This is a genomic window from Pseudomonas sp. P5_B2 (genome assembly GCF_056400445.1).
On sequence record NZ_JBFULH010000005.1, the window covers coordinates 1 to 15,791 of the forward strand.

16 protein-coding genes are annotated in these 15,791 nt (G+C 59.3%); 10 read left to right on the plus strand and 6 right to left on the minus strand.

Features of this window, described 5'->3' with window-relative positions; genetic code table 11:
* A partial coding sequence (locus AC1DRJ_RS01450) for a hypothetical protein (RefSeq protein WP_477800473.1) occupies positions 1-243 on the plus strand: 243 nt, incomplete at its 5' end.
* A 28-nt stretch (positions 244-271) separates the two neighbouring features.
* Positions 272-1,237, plus strand: a complete 966-nt coding sequence (locus AC1DRJ_RS01455) for a GlxA family transcriptional regulator (RefSeq protein ID WP_477800474.1) — start codon at positions 272-274, stop codon at positions 1,235-1,237.
* A 134-nt stretch (positions 1,238-1,371) separates the two neighbouring features.
* Here the strand turns inward: AC1DRJ_RS01455 and AC1DRJ_RS01460 are convergent, their stop codons facing one another.
* Both AC1DRJ_RS01460 and AC1DRJ_RS01465 read right to left on the minus strand, forming a co-directional pair.
* Positions 1,372-3,783, minus strand: coding sequence for a penicillin acylase family protein (locus AC1DRJ_RS01460; protein WP_477800475.1), 2,412 nt, complete (start codon positions 3,781-3,783; stop codon positions 1,372-1,374).
* A gap of 103 nt (positions 3,784-3,886) precedes the next feature.
* A complete protein-coding gene (locus tag AC1DRJ_RS01465) occupies positions 3,887-4,465 on the minus strand; it encodes a DUF6436 domain-containing protein (RefSeq protein WP_477800476.1) in 579 nt (192 codons plus the stop codon).
* 98 nt (positions 4,466-4,563) lie between these two features.
* On the opposite strand from AC1DRJ_RS01465, the gene bipL reads away from it, so the two are divergent.
* Positions 4,564-5,511: a phospholipase BipL gene (bipL, locus tag AC1DRJ_RS01470; protein ID WP_477800477.1), complete on the plus strand. Its 948-nt coding sequence runs from the start codon at positions 4,564-4,566 to the stop codon at positions 5,509-5,511.
* A gap of 104 nt (positions 5,512-5,615) precedes the next feature.
* Here bipL and AC1DRJ_RS01475 read toward each other — a convergent pair whose 3' ends face one another.
* Entirely contained in the window at positions 5,616-6,368 is a 753-nt protein-coding gene (locus tag AC1DRJ_RS01475; protein WP_477800478.1) for a DUF2059 domain-containing protein, read from the minus strand.
* A gap of 108 nt (positions 6,369-6,476) precedes the next feature.
* On the opposite strand from AC1DRJ_RS01475, the gene AC1DRJ_RS01480 reads away from it, so the two are divergent.
* Together AC1DRJ_RS01480 and AC1DRJ_RS01485 are read left to right on the plus strand one after the other, a co-directional pair.
* Positions 6,477-7,109 (plus strand): 2OG-Fe(II) oxygenase, encoded by a 633-nt coding sequence (locus AC1DRJ_RS01480; RefSeq protein WP_477800479.1) that lies wholly within the window; start codon positions 6,477-6,479, stop codon positions 7,107-7,109.
* 2 nt (positions 7,110-7,111) lie between these two features.
* On the plus strand, positions 7,112-7,597 hold the full coding sequence (locus tag AC1DRJ_RS01485) for a 2-thiouracil desulfurase family protein (protein ID WP_477800480.1): 486 nt from the start codon (positions 7,112-7,114) through the stop codon (positions 7,595-7,597).
* A 136-nt stretch (positions 7,598-7,733) separates the two neighbouring features.
* Here AC1DRJ_RS01485 and AC1DRJ_RS01490 read toward each other — a convergent pair whose 3' ends face one another.
* The gene (locus AC1DRJ_RS01490) at positions 7,734-8,318 is read right to left on the minus strand and encodes a transporter substrate-binding domain-containing protein (protein ID WP_477800481.1); all 585 of its coding nucleotides are present in this window, start codon (positions 8,316-8,318) and stop codon (positions 7,734-7,736) included.
* Between the two features lie 135 nt (positions 8,319-8,453).
* Between AC1DRJ_RS01490 and AC1DRJ_RS01495 the strand changes: the two genes are divergently transcribed.
* Positions 8,454-8,879 carry a DUF4399 domain-containing protein gene (locus tag AC1DRJ_RS01495; protein WP_477800482.1) on the plus strand — a complete coding sequence of 142 codons (426 nt, stop codon included), beginning with the start codon at positions 8,454-8,456 and terminating at the stop codon, positions 8,877-8,879.
* A 63-nt stretch (positions 8,880-8,942) separates the two neighbouring features.
* Here the strand turns inward: AC1DRJ_RS01495 and serA are convergent, their stop codons facing one another.
* On the minus strand, positions 8,943-10,172 hold the full coding sequence (gene serA / locus AC1DRJ_RS01500; RefSeq protein ID WP_477800483.1) for a phosphoglycerate dehydrogenase: 1,230 nt from the start codon (positions 10,170-10,172) through the stop codon (positions 8,943-8,945).
* Positions 10,173-10,376: 204 nt separating this feature from the next.
* On the opposite strand from serA, the gene AC1DRJ_RS01505 reads away from it, so the two are divergent.
* The 4 genes from AC1DRJ_RS01505 (at position 10,377) to AC1DRJ_RS01520 (ending at position 14,689) form a co-directional block, all read left to right on the plus strand.
* Positions 10,377-11,771 (plus strand): FAD-binding oxidoreductase, encoded by a 1,395-nt coding sequence (locus AC1DRJ_RS01505; protein ID WP_477800484.1) that lies wholly within the window; start codon positions 10,377-10,379, stop codon positions 11,769-11,771.
* A 37-nt stretch (positions 11,772-11,808) separates the two neighbouring features.
* Entirely contained in the window at positions 11,809-12,474 is a 666-nt protein-coding gene (locus AC1DRJ_RS01510) for a fumarylacetoacetate hydrolase family protein (protein ID WP_477800485.1), read from the plus strand.
* Positions 12,475-12,737: 263 nt separating this feature from the next.
* Positions 12,738-13,667 carry an SdiA-regulated domain-containing protein gene (locus AC1DRJ_RS01515; protein ID WP_477800486.1) on the plus strand — a complete coding sequence of 310 codons (930 nt, stop codon included), beginning with the start codon at positions 12,738-12,740 and terminating at the stop codon, positions 13,665-13,667.
* 104 nt (positions 13,668-13,771) lie between these two features.
* Positions 13,772-14,689, plus strand: a complete 918-nt coding sequence (locus tag AC1DRJ_RS01520; protein ID WP_477800487.1) for an SdiA-regulated domain-containing protein — start codon at positions 13,772-13,774, stop codon at positions 14,687-14,689.
* 128 nt (positions 14,690-14,817) lie between these two features.
* Here the strand turns inward: AC1DRJ_RS01520 and rpiA are convergent, their stop codons facing one another.
* Entirely contained in the window at positions 14,818-15,492 is a 675-nt protein-coding gene (rpiA, locus tag AC1DRJ_RS01525) for a ribose-5-phosphate isomerase RpiA (protein WP_477800488.1), read from the minus strand.
* Positions 15,493-15,791 lie beyond the last annotated feature (299 nt).

The following is a 15,791-nucleotide window of genomic DNA, read 5'->3' on the forward strand; positions in this document are numbered from 1 at the left end:
GTCGGGGATGTTGATGCCGGCAATGTTGCTGCTCATGGTGCTGTCCTCGCGGGGAACGCCGTGGCGGCGCTGATGGAACAAGTCTGTTCCGCCCCCCAAAACCGGACAATCGATCCATGGCTGCGATCCTTGCCAATGAACCTGCATATCGCGCCAACCTCGCTTGTTGCATGTGGATTGGCTAAGTTTGATGGACCTGTAGCAGCTGCCGAGCCTGCGAGGCTGCTGCTACAGGTCGTGTAATGGCTAACAATTGAGGGCGTTTCCAGCCATGAGTAAAACCATCGCCATCGTGATCTTCTCCGGCGTTCAGTCGCTGGACGTCACCGGTCCCATGGATGTGTTTTCTGAAGCCAATCGTTTTCTCGAGCCGCAAGACCACTATCGGTTGGAGGTGATCGGCGTCGGGCGCGGAGTCATGTCGTGTTCCAACGGTTTGTCGCTCAATGCCCATACGCATTTCAGCGAGGCGCTGGAGGCGTATGACTTGCTGCTGGTGGCGGGTGGGCCGCAGTTGCCGTTCATGGATTTTGGCGGCGCGTTCGATGCCTGGCTGCGGGGTGCCTGCGCCCGCGCGCAACGCTTCGGCTCAATCTGCAACGGCGCGTTCATTCTCGCCCGGGCCGGACTGCTTGAGGGGCGAACCGTGACGACCCACTGGGGCGACGCTGCCGCGCTGGCACAAATGTGTCCGTCGACCCGGGTCGAGGCGGATCGCTTGTACGTGCAGGACGGCGAGCTCTATACCTCGGCCGGTGTCACCGCGGGGATCGACTTGTCGTTGTACTTGCTGGCCAGGGACCACGGGCCGGACGTCGCGTTGAACGTGGCCAAGCGTCTGGTGGTATTCACTCAGCGTTCGGGCGGGCAATCGCAGTTCAGCCCGTTTCTGATGCCCCACGCCGAACCTACGTCGGTCGTGGCGATGGTTCAGCTCTACGTGCTGGCCAACCTCACCGGCGACCTGACCCTCGCTGACCTGGCCATTGCGGCCAACATGAGCTCGCGCAACTTTTCCCGAGTGTTCGCCAAGGAAGCAAAAATCACCCCGGCGGAGTTCGTCGAGCGGGCGAGGGTGGATGCGGCGCGGGTACTGCTGGAGAGCACGCATTCGCCGCTCAAGACCGTTGCTTATCAATGTGGATTTCGTGATGCCCAGCACATGCGCAGTGTGTTCAACCGCAGGTTGGGGGTAACACCACAGCAGTTCAGGCTGAATTTTTCAGCGATGGTTTGAGCAGGAGTTTCCATTGTTTGTCAGGGCCCCATCGCGAGCAGGCTCACTCCCACATTAGACCGCGACCGCCTGGGCAACCCGGTCAACTGTGGGAGCGAGCCTGCTCGCGATAACGGTAGTCAAGGCACCAAAATCTAAGGCTCAGCCCGAGCCGGCAAAAACTTTAACGTGCTGTGCGTGTTGGCCGTGACTTCTTCGTCATTGAAATGCGCCTCGAAGTAAACCCCTTCGACATACGCCTCAGCCTGGTCGTCGTAGTGGCTGTCGAACGGTACGCCGCTCTGGCCGACCGGGTTGATGGTCAGGCTGTGAGCCGGGTCAGCAAAGTCGATCAGGCGCCGCGTCGACGGGCCGTACGTCACCGGCCAGGGCGCCGGGCCTATTTTGGCTGAGAGGTTGTTCGGCACTTCATGCGTACCGGGCGCGGCGAACGGCCCGACGTTGAAGATCCGATCCAGCGGCTTCTGCATGCCCAGTGGATGACCATGGGTCAGGGTGTGCGCCTTGCCCCATTGCCACTGCGCCGAATCCGCGCCCAAGGTGGTCTTGAGGTGGGCGATGCTCGCTTGCCAGGCCACCTTGACCGTATCGCCCCGGGTTTCCTTGTCGAGGGTGTGGCGGTTATCCCACCATGGTGAGTCGGGCGTGGCAGCCAACCGTGGCAGTGCGGCGTCGATCACCCGGGTCGAGAGCAAGGTCTCGAAGAAATCATTCCCCAGCTCATCGTGCATCGTTGCGTCGGCCAGGTTGAACATGAACTGATTGAACAGCGTAGCGCTGGTGGAGTCGAGCGGGTAGTCGCCTTTCCACTGCGCCAGCTGTTCCACCAGCTTGAGTTCGGCGGGATCGCTCACGACTTCACGCAGCACCGGCAGCACCGGCGCCAACAGACGGGGACCGTAGGCAGTGGTGGTGCCCAGTTGCAGCTTCTTGCTGGCGTCGATGTCCCATTTCACATTTTTGTCGCTGAGCTGGTGATTGAGCTGCTGACCACGATCGGCGAGGTTGTAGTAGCCGGGAATTTCCATGCCGGTCGGCGACAGCGGCTGGAAGTTGGCCGAGACGATGTAGCCGCGTGCCGGGTTTTCTTCCTGCGGGTTGGCGCTGAAGGGGTAGAAGCCTTCCTTGTCCGCCTGACTGGTGCTGCCATCGAGGATGAAACCGGGCTTCGCCCCCGCCGCGCGTTTGGGCAGTAGCGCAGAGGCCCACCAGCCGATGTCGCCCTTGGCGTTGGCGTAGACAATGTTCAACCCCGGCGCCTGAACCTTGGCGGCAGCGGTGCGCGCCTTGGCCAATGTGTCGGCGCGGTTGAGCTGGTAAAAGCCTTCAAGAATCGGGTTTGGTGTTTCAAGGAACGCCCACCACATGGCCACCGGTGTCTTGCCGGCCGCCGTGCCAAGTGCGTCGTTGATGATCGGCCCGTGAGGTGATTGACGCAGCGTCAGCTTGACCGCTTCCTGCCCCTTCACGGCGATCTGTTGCTCGGTGTTGAGCATGTCCACCCAGTTGCCGCGATACCAGACCTGATTGGGGTTGTCCGGGTTGGTCTTCTCGGCGATCAGGTCCAGATCGTCGTTTTGGAACATGGTCAGGCTCCAGCCGAAATCCTGGTTATGGCCCAAAAATGCAAACGGCACCAGTGCCTGATGGTGGCCGTACAGCTCAAAGCCCGGCGCCGAGAGTTGCGCCTCGTACCAGACCGCCGGGACCGAAAAGCGAATATGCGGGTCGCCCGCCAGCAGTGGCTTGGCGCTTTTAGTGCGGTTGCCGGAAATCACCCACGCGTTACTGCCCTCGAATTGTGGCAGGCCATTGTCGGCCAGCGCCTGTTCGCTCAGGCGGGCGAGGGCGTTCAGGTCTTTCCAATCGTTGGCGGACAATGCCGACGACGAATTGGACTGTTCCTTGGCCAGCACGCCTTTGGGCTGCCAGTCGAGGTCGAAGACGTTCAGGTAGTTGGGTCCTAATTGGTCGCGCACGAACGTCAGCAAGGGTTCAGTGCGAAACGCTGCGGCGAAGCTGTACGCCATGTAACCGGCGACGCTGATGCTGTCTTCAGCCGTGAACGGGCGTTTATGGATGCCCAGCACGTCGAACTCGGCGGGTGCCGCGTGCGTGTCCTGATATTGATTGACCCCGTCCAGATAGGCTTCCAGGGCCTTCCATGCCGGCGACTGCCGATCCAGCGCAGCCACGTAGCTCGCGGCACGTTCGCGGATGCGCAGGCTGCGAAACAGTTTGTCGGTGTCGATCAGTTTCGGGCCGAGGATTTCCGCCAGTTCACCACGGGCCAGGCGCCGCATGGCTTCCATCTGGAACAAACGGTCCTGGGCCTGCACATAGCCGAGGGTGCGGTAGAGGTCGATTTCGTTTTCCGCGCGGATATGCGGTACGCCGCGCTCGTCATAACGCACGGTCACTGAACCTTGCAGGCGCTGCAACTCCACCTGGCCCTGGCGCGTCGGCTGCTTGCTGTATACGTACCCGCCAATCCCGATGGCGAGCACGACGAGCAGCGAGGCAAGTACGGTCAGGACGCGTTTCATGGTGACTCCTTGTTCTTGTTGGATTGCCGCCCGTGTGGGCTGCAAACATGTAACACAGACCCTCTGTGTCGGGCGTCGCGGTCCTGCAAAAGTCTGGAATGCCTTACTTCACGTCCACCGGCCACGGACAGTAGCAACCGATGGCCAGCGTATGGGTTGCGCTCACTGCGCGACCTTCGCTCAGTGCTTGCAGAATGGGTTCGATGAAGCTGTTATTCGAATTGCAGGTAAGGCCTTCGCTGTACGGACCGAAATAGGCCAGTTTGCCGCTGCGGTCCCAGATCGCCACAGCCGGGCTGGCGGGAATCTGTTCGGCGCCCGGCAGCACATTGATGCTTTTCAGGCTACTCAGCGTGGAGGGTAGCTGGCCATGACTGCCGGGTTTTTGCACGGCGTAAAACTCAACACCCTGCGGCACATAGCGCTCAACCAGTTCGCTCAAATGTTGTTGATTGCCGACGTTGCACGGGCAGGCCGGGTCCCAGAAGTGCACGAGACGAATGGCGCCGGGGCCGGCAAGGTCGACGGGCAGGCGCAACGGATCGCCGGAAAACAGTGCTGTGTGTTCGCTGAACGCGCGCAAGTAGCGCCCCTGAAACCAGTCATACGCGGCCCACAAAACGCCGGCACACACGAGGGCGAGCAGGCTGGCAAGCAGTGGGGTGCGGTAGGCCGGACGCATGGGTGTGGATCCTCGAAGGTCGGCTAGCTTGCCATGCTTGCTGCGACAGATGAATATCACAGGGCCCATAAAGTCTGTTTAACGCTCTGGAATCATTCATGTCTGCCACTTTTACCCCCGATCATTTGCGCGCCAGCCTGCGGCCATTGGCCGAAAGGCAGGCGCTTTCGACCGAGGCCATGGCGTATCAACACTTTTACGGGTTGGATTTTCCAGGTCGTGCGTTGCGCACAGGGCTGGGGCGTTTCGAGATCGATGGCTATGAATTGGTCAGTCAGTTCTGGTGGCCGGAGCGGGCGAAGGCGACGTTGTTTATGTTCCACGGGTTCTACGATCACACCGGGCTCTACCGCCATGTGATCGAGTGGGCGCTGGATCAGGGGTTCGCCGTGATTGCCTGTGACCTGCCGGGACATGGTCTGTCCAGCGGCGAGCGGGCGAGCATCAAGGAATTCGCTGAATACCAGGACACGCTGGAGGGGTTGTTCGCCGAGGCGTTGTCCATCGAACTGCCGCAGCCATGGCACCTGTGCGGGCAGAGCACGGGCGGGGCGATCGTGATCGATCATGTGCTCAATCAAGGCGCGAACAGCCCTGCGCAAGGCCAGGTCATCCTGCTTTCACCCTTGGTCAGGCCGCGTGCCTGGGGTTGGTCAAAGCTCAGTTATTACCTGCTCAAACCATTCGTCAAAGCCATCGCCCGGCGCTTCAGCGAGAACTCCAACGACCCTGATTTCTTGCCGTTCCTGCAGGCCGATCCTTTGCAGCCGCAGCGTCTGCCAACGGCGTGGGTCGGGGCGTTGGCGCGCTGGATCAAGCAAATAGAGGCCGCACCGAACAGCCCGCGTCGGCCGCTGATCGTGCAGGGGCAGGCGGACATGACGGTGGATTGGGAGCATAACCTTGGGGTATTGAAGGCCAAGTTCGATCGGCCTCAGGTGTTGATGTTGCCAGAGGCGCGGCATCATCTGGCGAATGAGACGCTGGTGATGCGCGAGGAGTATTTCGGTTTTTTGACCAAGCGGATCAAGGGCCGGAATCTTTAGCGACTTTGATGGCCCCATCGCGAGCAGGCTCACTCCCACAGGGGAATGCATTTCAACTGTGGGAGCGAGCCTGCTCGCGATGACGATTGACCAAGCGCCAAAAATTACTGAGTGAGGTTCGAAGTATTCTGCCCCACCGCCAACCCCGCCCGAATCGCCGCCAGCGCCGCCTGATAATAAGCCTGGCCCTCGGTGGACTCGGCAAACGTGGCGAACTCTTCCAGTTCGTCATCCGAGAGGTCGCGATAGACATAGAGCAACGTGTTGTGCAGGTCGCTGCCGATCTGGTCCATCAAGCGCTGACGCTGACCGTTCAACATCCCTTGCGCCTGACCGCCCCCCAGCAGGCCGGGGATCATTGAACTCAGGCTGTCGGCCGCGACCCCGGCAATCGCCAGGCTGACTTCAGCCCCCGCCTCGCGAGCGGGCAGGGCCTGGGCGAGGTGGCCGATAATCAGTTGACGGGCGTCGCTGGCCTGAATCTTCGGCAGGCCCTTGGCGTTCTTCGCCAGTTGGTCGCGACGGGTTGCCAGCAATTCGGCAGCCACGACTTTTTTGCCCAAGGGCGATTGAAAGAACGTCAGTGCAGGTTTGGGATCGGCGAGGCTCTTGCGCAATTGCGCTTCGGCGCGCTGATCGACGGACTTGGGAGCAAAACGCTGATTGCTGTTGGTGACCAGCGCTTGAAACACCGCCGGCGGCAGGCTGCTTTCGTAACGTTGTTGAGCGGCCGTTAGCGCGTCGCTGAAATGCGCACGTTGCTCTGGCCAGCCGGCGACTTTGTACAACTGGTCGTGGCCGTCTGCCCAGGCGGGCAAAACACAGAGCATCAACAGTGAAAAAAGCAACCGGCGCATAGGGACTCCTGTCAGCAGGCGACTATTCTCCGTGTGGCATCCGCACTTGTCGAGAATTCGTATCAACCCGCTGCGTGGCTCTGTCGGATTTTCAGGCACAGGAATACTATGCGCGGCATGCAAATACCCTCGGATCACCCACTGCTGTTACGTATCGTTGACGACCTGGCTGAATGCGGCTGGTCGCAGCAGAATATTTTCCTGCCTCTGGATCTGACCCGAGCGCTGGCGGCTGAGTGCCGTAAACGTGCGGCCGAGGGTGAACTGGCCCCTGCCGCCGTGGGCCGAGGGCCGTCATCGGAAGTTCGCGAGGGGATTCGTGGCGACCATATCCAGTGGATTGATCCCGGCCAGGCCGAAGCGTGCGACAGCTATCTGGCATTGATGGACAGCCTGCGCGAAGCAATGAATCGCGGTTTGTTTCTAGGCCTGGAAGATTTCGAAAGCCATTTCGCGCTGTACCCACCGGGTGCGTTCTACCTCAAGCACGTCGACCGTTTCCGCGATGACGACCGGCGCATGGTCTCGGCAGTGGTGTACCTCAATGACGCGTGGTTGCCCGAGCACGGCGGTCAGTTGCGCATGTATCTGGAAGAAGGTGTCGAACACGATGTCGTGCCCACCGGCGGAAGCCTGGTGGTGTTCCTGTCGGGCGAGGTGCCTCACGAAGTCCTGCCCGCCACCCGGGATCGCCTGTCGTTGACCGGCTGGTTCCGGCGACGAGGAAACGAGCCGTTCTGATCATGCAAAAGATTCTGGTAAGCCGCTGCTTGCTGGGCCACCGCGTCCGTTACGACGGCGGGGCCAGCGGGCCATTCGATCAGCTCCAGCAGTGGCTGGATGAAGGTCGGGTCGTACCTTTGTGCCCTGAGGTTGCCGGCGGCTTGCCGACGCCCAGGGCTGCGGCGGAAATTCCCGGCGGGCAGGGTGGTGAAGTGCTGGATGGTCAGGCCCGCGTGATCACCACCGAGGGCGACGATGTCAGTGCCGAGTTTCTGTCGGGGGCTTATCAGGCGCTGGAATTGGTGCAAAAGCACGGCATTCGCATTGCTGTGCTCAAGGCCAACAGCCCGTCTTGCGGGAATTTGCTGACGTATGACGGAAGCTTCAGTGGCGTGAAGGTTGCGGGCGAAGGTGTGACGGCGGCGTTGCTCAAGCGCAATGGCGTGCTCGTCTTCAGCGAGTTGGAGTTGCCGCAAGCCGCTGCAGCATTGGCCGCGCAGAACTGACGCCCTACATAAAATCAATGTGCGAGCCTGCTCGCGATAGCGGACTAACATTCAACATCTCTGCTGACTGGTCCATCGCTATCGCGAGCAGGCTCGCTCCCACAGGTTTATCACTGACTTTTAGATCTGTAGTGTCTCAGGGCTTCGGCGCCACGCTCACATCCGCCGCAAACCACTTCTTCTCCAGCGCTGCCAACCGGCCGTCGTCCTTGATACGCTTCAGCGCGTTTTCCAGGCTGGCGTGGAACGCCGGGTTACCTTTCTGAAACGGAATCGCCAGGCTCACGGGTGAGGCAGCGTCTGGCTTCTCGGCTGTCAACGACTGCACCAGCAGCATTGAGCGAGGTTCTTCTTTCTGCGCGAGCAGTTGCGTATTGGTTTGAATGTAAGGCTCGCTGAAGTCGAAACGATCTTTCAGATCCGGAGTCATTGCTATGTGATTGATGGCGACGTCGTACTTGCCGCTTTCAACGCCGGTGAACAGATCGCCCGAATCGGTGACGACGAAGTCGGCCCGGACATCGAGCTCATTGGCCAGCAGTTGACCCAGCTCGACCTCGAACCCGGTGAGTTTGCCTTCATCCTTGAAATTGAAGGGCGGTGTATTGGCCTCAAGCGCAATACGCAGTTCGCCCCGGTCGTTAATGTCGTCAATCAGTTCGGCATGAGCCAACGGGCTCAGAAGGGGTAGCAAGCAGATCAGGCCAGGCAGGAAGCGCATGGTCACTCCTTTGAATTCATTATCGCGATGCTCTGATTCAGGCTCGCTTTGCTATGGTTGTCGAGTGCCTTCGACAACGATTGACCATGAAGTTGTCATGGTCACGCGAATTTTACGGAAAAACTGGAGAAGAGAATGAAAACGTTTATGTCACGAGCAGCATTGGCTGGCCTGTTGATGGGAGTTTCGGTGCTTGCAACGGCTGCTACCCCGGCTCCCAAAGGTGCAGAAGTGTCCATCGTTTCTCCCGCGGACGGAGCCACCGTACCGCAAACCGTCGTCGTCAAGTTCGCTGTCGAGAACATCGCGCTGGCGCCAGCGGGCGATGTCACCAAGAACACCGGCCATCACCACTTGCTGATCGACGTCGATGAGCTGCCGGCCGCCGGTGTGCCGATCCCAAGCGATGCCAACCACTTGCACTTCGGCAAGGCGCAGACCCAGGCTGAAGTAAAGCTGACCCCAGGCAAACACACCTTGCAGCTGGAACTGGGTGACAGCAATCACATGCCGTTTGATCCACCTATCGTGTCGGAGAAGATCACCGTCAACGTTAAATAACCTTAGTCGAACCCATGAAAAAGGAGACCCGAAGGTCTCCTTTTTTTGTCGCTCAAGTCGCTATCAGAACAACACACGGCAGCGAATGGTGCCGTTGATGTGCTGCAGTTTCTCTTGGGCGATTTCCGAGTAGTCGGCGTCGACGTCGATGACGACGTAACCGACTTTCTCGTTGGTCTGCAGGAACTGACCGGAGATGTTGATGCCGTTTTCGGCGAACACCTTGTTGATCTCGCTCATCACACCCGGAATGTTTTCGTGGATGTGCAGCAGACGGTGCTTGCCAGGGTGAGCCGGCAGGGCCACTTCCGGGAAGTTCACCGACGATACGGAGGTACCGTTGTCGCTGTACTTGACCAGTTTTTCTGCCACTTCCAGACCGATGTTGGCTTGCGCCTCGGCGGTGGAGCCACCGATGTGTGGGGTCAGGATCACGTTGTCCAGGCCACGCAGCGGGCTTTCGAACTCTTCTTCGTTGGAGCGAGGCTCCACCGGGAATACGTCGATGGCCGCGCCGATCAGGTGCTTGTCCTTGATCGCGTCCGCCAGGGCTTGCAGTTCGACCACGGTGCCGCGAGCAGCGTTGATCAGAATGCCGCCCTTCTTGATGGCGCGGATTTCCTTCTCGCCGATCATCCACTGGGTGGCAGCGGTTTCCGGAACGTGCAAGGTGACGATGTCGGACATGCCCAGCAGCTCGTGCAAGTTGCCGACCTGAGTGGCGTTACCCAGTGGCAGCTTGGTCACGGTGTCATAGAAGTACACCTGCATGCCCAGGCCTTCAGCCAGAACCGACAACTGAGTACCGATCGAGCCGTAACCGACGATGCCCAGCTTCTTGCCGCGGATCTCGAAGGAGTTGGCCGCGCTCTTGATCCAGCCGCCACGGTGGCAGGAAGCGTTCTTCTCAGGGATGCCGCGCAGAAGCAGGATCGCTTCGGCCAGCACCAGCTCGGCAACGGAGCGGGTGTTGGAGTACGGGGCGTTGAACACTGCAATACCGCGCTCGCGGGCAGCGTTCAGGTCAACCTGGTTGGTGCCGATGCAGAAACAGCCGACAGCGACCAGCTTCTTCGCGTGATCGAAGACTTCTTCGGTCAGTTGAGTGCGGGAGCGAATGCCGATGAAGTGCGCATCAGCGATCTTTTCCTTCAGCTGGGCTTCCGGCAGAGAACCAGTGAGGTACTCGATGCTGGTGTAGCCCGCCGACTTGAGAACGTCGACAGCCGATTGGTGGACGCCTTCGAGAAGAAGGAACTTGATCTTGCTCTTATCGAGAGAAGTCTTGCTCATCTGCGTAAACCTGTATCCCGGAGAAAAATGGCAGGAAATAGCCAGCAGACGCTGACCCGGCCGGCAAAAATGCCGTCACCGCAGAATGGCCGTTGGGCACTATGCTGCGGGGTCGGTATGCTAGCATATGCACCCCGCTAAACACTCATTCCTGCGACGTGAAGCGTTCTCAGGATGACCATGAATTGTTCGAGAGTTCTGTCGATGACCAATCCTGCCTTGATTGAAGAGCTGAAGACCCTGGTTGAGCCTGGCAAGGTGCTGACCGATGCCGACTCCCTGAATGCCTACGGTAAGGATTGGACCAAGCATTTCGCCCCGGCCCCGACCGCTATCGTGTTCCCCAAGACCACGGAGCAGGTGCAAGCCATTGTCCGTTGGGCCAATGAACACAAGGTGGCGCTGGTGCCGTCCGGCGGTCGTACCGGGCTTTCCGCCGCTGCGGTAGCCGCCAATGGCGAAGTGGTCGTTTCGTTCGACTACATGAACCAGATTCTCGACGTGAACCTCACTGACCGCACGGCCGTTTGTCAGCCGGGCGTGGTCACCGAGCATTTGCAGAACGTCGCTGAAGAAAAAGGCCTGTACTACCCGGTGGACTTCGCTTCGGCAGGTTCCAGCCAGATAGGTGGCAATATCGGCACCAATGCCGGCGGGATCAAGGTCATTCGATACGGAATGACCCGTAACTGGGTTGCTGGCATGAAAGTCGTCACCGGCAAGGGCGATTTGCTGGAGCTGAACCGTGACCTGATCAAGAACGCCACTGGCTACGATCTGCGTCAGCTGTTCATCGGCGCTGAAGGCACCCTCGGTTTTGTGGTTGAAGCGACCATGCGTCTGGACCGTGCACCGAAAAACCTCACTGCAATGGTTCTCGGCACCGCTGATTTCGACTCGATCATGCCGGTATTGCACGCGTTCCAGAGCAAACTGGACCTGACTGCCTTCGAATTCTTCTCTGATAAAGCCTTGGCCAAAGTCATGGCGCGCGGCGATGTCCCGGCGCCCTTCGAAACAGATTGCCCGTTCTACGCGCTGCTGGAATTCGAAGCGACCACCGAAGAAGTGGCCAACCACGCCCTGGAAACCTTCGAGCACTGCGTCGAGCAGGGCTGGGTGCTGGACGGCGTGATGAGCCAGAGCGAAACCCAGTTGCAGAACCTCTGGAAGCTGCGCGAGTACATCTCCGAAACCATTTCCCACTGGACGCCGTACAAGAACGATATTTCGGTCACCGTGTCGAAAGTTCCGGCATTCCTCAAGGAAATCGACGCGATCGTCGGCGAACATTACCCGGACTTCGAAATCGTCTGGTTCGGTCACATCGGCGACGGCAACCTGCACTTGAACATCCTCAAGCCGGATAACCTGAGCAAGGACGAGTTCTTCGCCAAGTGCGCGACCGTCAACAAGTGGGTGTTCGAAACTGTCGAGAAGTACAACGGCTCGATTTCCGCTGAACACGGCGTGGGCATGACTAAGCGTGATTATTTGACCTACAGCCGTTCCCCGGTTGAGATCGAGTACATGAAAGCAGTCAAAGCGGTGTTCGACCCGAACGGCATCATGAACCCGGGCAAGATCTTTGCTGTTTGATTTTCAAATGTTAAGAGCACGAACCAGGAGTCGGTAAATGAGCTATCAGCACCAGTATGTCGACGGCACGCGCATTCATTTCCCGCTGGGGAAAGTGGTGTGCATTGGCCGCAACTACGCCGAACACGCCAAGGAACTGGACAACCCGGTGCCTACCGAGCCGCTGCTGTTTATCAAGCCCGGCAGTTGTGTCGTGCCGCTGGAAGGCGGTTTTGCCATTCCGACCGAGCGCGGTTCGGTGCATTACGAAGCAGAAATCGCGGTGCTGATCGGCAAACCGTTGTCGACCAAGCCGAGCCGTGAAGAAGTGCTGGATGCCATCTCTGGTTTCGCCCCGGCGCTGGATCTGACGCTGCGCGACAAGCAGGCCGAACTGAAATCCAAAGGACTGCCGTGGGAAATCGCCAAGTCGTTCGATGGCGCGGCGGTGATCGCGCCGTTCGTGTCTGGCAGTACCTTTGCGGACCTGACCGACATCGGCATTCGCCTGACCATCAACGGTGAAGTACGCCAGGATGGCAACAGCAGCGCGATGCTCAACCCGATCGTGCCGATGATCCAGCACATGGCCGGCTGCTTCTCGCTGCAGGCCGGTGACGTGATCCTTACCGGTACGCCGGTCGGCGTTGGTCCGTTGAATGTCGGTGATGAACTGGTGATCGAACTGCCAGGTGCGAGCAGCTTTACCAGCAGCGTGCGTTAAGTCCCGCGCAAAACCCTGACATGATCGTTCCCACGCTCTGCGTGGGAATGCCGCCATGGACGCTCTGCGTCCGCTTCGGGATGTGACGCGGAGCGTCACGGGATGCATTCCCACGCAGAGCGTGGGAACGATCATGGTTCAGGTAACCCCGGCATTTCCCGTTTTTTTCACATGTTCTCTGGATAATTCCGGCGCTTGCGGCGTCTGAGCCGGTCCCAATTATGCTATTACCCCTAGCCTGAATTTCTGGAACGTATCCCTCGATGGCCACCCCACCTCTGCCCACCTTCAAAACTGCTCGACGTTCCCGCTTCGCCTTGCGTTGGTATTCCTGGCTGCTGCTGGTTGCCGCGATTGCCTACGGCGTGGCGTTTGCGATGCATTGGGATGACCGCGGCATGCTCTGGTTGCATGAGCGTTTCGAAAGCCCGGCCGAGCGTCAAGCCAGTGTCTGGCTGCCGGATTACCGGGCAGTAATTGATGCCAAGCTGCTTCCGGGCATGGAAAAGGACGAGGCCTCGGACCTGTCTTACGATCCGCAGTCCAAAACCCTGTTTTCGGTGATGGGTAAAAATCCGTTCCTGGTCGAGTTGTCGTTGCAGGGCGACGTGTTGCGCAAGATGCCGCTGGTGGGTTGGAGCAACCCGGAAGGTGTGACAGTGATGGGCAATGGTCTGCTGGCCATTGTTGATGAGCGCGAACACATCCTGTCCATCGTCAAGGTCGATGCCGACACTCGCGAGCTGAACATCGCCGACTTCCCGAAGTACGACCTCGGCCCTTCGAAGGACCAGAACAAGGCCTTCGAAGCTGTCGTCTATGACCCGCGCAATCAGCAGATACTGCTCGGTGAGGAGCGTCCGCCAGCGTTGTTCAGCTGGAAAAGTGACGGCAGCCCGGTGCTCAAGGGCGACAAGCAGAAACTGCTCAGTGACAAACTGGATATGCGTAACCTGTCGGCCCTGGCCATCGATCCGCGTACCGGTCACACCTTGGCGCTGTCTGCCGATTCCCACTTGTTGCTGGAACTGAACGAGAAGGGCGAGCAGGTCAGCTTCATGACCTTGCTCAGCGGATTCAACGGCCTGAAGAAAACCATTCCACGGGCCGAAGGCGTGACGCTGGACGAAGCGGGCACGCTGTACATGGTCAGTGAGCCAAACCTGTTCTACCGCTTCGAAAAGCAGAAGTAGGTCGCAACACTCGCACAGTTGTGGTCGAAAGCCACTGGCCATTAAGCTTGAGTTCATACAGGCGTGATATTTCATCCGCCTGTTTTGTTTTTGAGCTTGCCTGAATGCGCCGACTTGCCCGTCCCAAACCCCTCGTTTTGATCCTTTCAATAATTGCGCTGATCATGCTGGTTGCGGTCGCCCAATACATGCGCCTGTTCGAACGTGCTTGGTTCAACCTGTATACCCTTTGGCAACCGCAGAGCAGTGTATCCATCGGCCTGGATCAATACCGGGTGGACATCGAAGCACGGGTGATCGACGGGCTTGACGATAACGTCTCGGCGTTGACGTTCGATCCGGTGCGCAAAAGCCTGTTCACCGTCACCAACAAAAACTCCGAGCTGATTGAACTGTCCCTTGAGGGCAAGATCCTGCGGCGTGTGGCGCTGATTGGCTTTGGCGACCCGGAGGCGGTGGAATTTATCAGTCCCGACACCTACGTGATCACGGATGAGAGCGAGCAGCGACTGATCAAGATTCATCTGGAGCAGGACACCACCTTCCTCGACGGTGCGGACGCCGAGCAGATGACCCTCGGCGTACACATGGGCAGCAACAAAGGCTTTGAAGGGTTGGCTTACGATTCGGTGGGCAAGCGCTTGTTCGTCGCCAAGGAGCGCGACCCGATGCTGATCTACGAAGTGCAGGGTTTTCCGCATTACAACCCGGAGAAATCCTACGCCGTGCACGTGGTGAACAACCCCAGGCGCGATGCCGGGATGTTCGTGCGAGACCTGTCGAGCCTGCAATACGACGAGCGCAGCGGCCATTTATTGGCGCTGTCTGACGAGTCGCGGCTGATTCTGGAGCTGGATGTGGACGGGCGACCGTTGAGCACGATGTCACTGAGAAAAGGGCGCCAAGGCCTGCAAAAGACCGTGCCGCAAGCGGAAGGCATCGCCATGGACGACGACGGCACGATGTACCTCGTCAGCGAGCCGAACCTGTTCTACGTCTTCAAAAAACCACCACAACCCTGACCGACACCCCAAAATCACTGTGGGAACGAGCCTGCTCGCGATTGCGGTGTATCAGTCGACATTGAGATCAACTGATAGTCCGTCATCGCGAGCAGGCTCGCTCCCACAGGTTTTGCGTTGTGTCTGGTTTATTCAGCGCGCAGGGTTTTTACGCCTTCGCTGGTGCCCAGCAACAGCAGATCCGCCGGACGCGCCGCGAACAGACCGTTGGTGACCACGCCAACAATCGCGTTGATCTGGCTTTCCAGTTCAACCGGGTTGGTGATCTGCATGTTGAACACGTCGAGGATGATGTTGCCGTTGTCGGTCAGCACGCCTTCGCGGTAAACCGGGTCGCCGCCCAGCTTCACCAGCTCGCGGGCCACGTGGCTGCGGGCCATCGGGATCACTTCGATCGGCAGCGGGAACTCACCGAGCACCGGCACCAGTTTGCTGGCGTCGGCGATGCAGATGAAGGTCTTGGCCACGGCGGCAACAATCTTCTCGCGGGTCAGGGCTGCGCCACCGCCCTTGATCAGGTTCAGGTGCTCGTCGCTTTCATCGGCGCCGTCGACGTAGAACTCCAGGTCGCTGACGGTGTTCAGCTCATACACCGGAATGCCGTGGCCCTTGAGACGGGCGGCAGTGGCTTCCGAGCTGGCGACCGCACCGTCGAACGCGCCTTTGTGCTTGGCCAGGGCGTCAATGAAACAGTTAGCAGTGGAGCCGGTGCCGACCCCAACGATGCTCTTGTCGTCGAGTTTCGGGAGGATGAAGTCGACGGCGGCCTGAGCCACTGCCTGTTTGAGTTGATCCTGGTTCATGCGGGCTCCGAGGTGCCGAAGAGGGACGAAAGGCCGGCATTATAGGCTTCGGGGCGGGGAAGGTCATTGTCCGATTGGCCGGTGCGACGGTATGTCAGTGAGAACGGGATTTTGTGGCGAGGGGGCTTGCCTGTGGCGAGGGGGCTTGCCCCCGTTGGAGCGCGAAGCGCTCCCCCTGCATTCTTTCAGACAGACCTCATCAGCAGATTTTACGACTGCTTCGCAGCCGAACGGGTGGTGCGGCATTCCGACAAGCCCCTCACCACAATGGATCTCCATCGCCTGTGGAGGGTTAAAAC

Bases quoted from the DNA above. Each gene is read 5' to 3' on its own strand.
- AC1DRJ_RS01505 (WP_477800484.1), top strand. From the start codon at position 10,377: ATGACCAATCCTGCCTTGATTGAAGAGCTGAAGACCCTGGTTGAGCCT.
- AC1DRJ_RS01490 (WP_477800481.1), bottom strand. From the start codon at position 8,318: ATGCGCTTCCTGCCTGGCCTGATCTGCTTGCTACCCCTTCTGAGCCCG.
- bipL (WP_477800477.1), top strand. From the start codon at position 4,564: ATGTCTGCCACTTTTACCCCCGATCATTTGCGCGCCAGCCTGCGGCCA.
- rpiA (WP_477800488.1), bottom strand. From the start codon at position 15,492: ATGAACCAGGATCAACTCAAACAGGCAGTGGCTCAGGCCGCCGTCGAC.
- serA (WP_477800483.1), bottom strand. From the start codon at position 10,172: ATGAGCAAGACTTCTCTCGATAAGAGCAAGATCAAGTTCCTTCTTCTC.
- AC1DRJ_RS01510 (WP_477800485.1), top strand. From the start codon at position 11,809: ATGAGCTATCAGCACCAGTATGTCGACGGCACGCGCATTCATTTCCCG.
- AC1DRJ_RS01520 (WP_477800487.1), top strand. From the start codon at position 13,772: ATGCGCCGACTTGCCCGTCCCAAACCCCTCGTTTTGATCCTTTCAATA.
- AC1DRJ_RS01480 (WP_477800479.1), top strand. From the start codon at position 6,477: ATGCGCGGCATGCAAATACCCTCGGATCACCCACTGCTGTTACGTATC.
- AC1DRJ_RS01475 (WP_477800478.1), bottom strand. From the start codon at position 6,368: ATGCGCCGGTTGCTTTTTTCACTGTTGATGCTCTGTGTTTTGCCCGCC.
- AC1DRJ_RS01515 (WP_477800486.1), top strand. From the start codon at position 12,738: ATGGCCACCCCACCTCTGCCCACCTTCAAAACTGCTCGACGTTCCCGC.
- AC1DRJ_RS01460 (WP_477800475.1), bottom strand. From the start codon at position 3,783: ATGAAACGCGTCCTGACCGTACTTGCCTCGCTGCTCGTCGTGCTCGCC.
- AC1DRJ_RS01485 (WP_477800480.1), top strand. From the start codon at position 7,112: ATGCAAAAGATTCTGGTAAGCCGCTGCTTGCTGGGCCACCGCGTCCGT.
- AC1DRJ_RS01455 (WP_477800474.1), top strand. From the start codon at position 272: ATGAGTAAAACCATCGCCATCGTGATCTTCTCCGGCGTTCAGTCGCTG.
- AC1DRJ_RS01465 (WP_477800476.1), bottom strand. From the start codon at position 4,465: ATGCGTCCGGCCTACCGCACCCCACTGCTTGCCAGCCTGCTCGCCCTC.
- AC1DRJ_RS01495 (WP_477800482.1), top strand. From the start codon at position 8,454: ATGAAAACGTTTATGTCACGAGCAGCATTGGCTGGCCTGTTGATGGGA.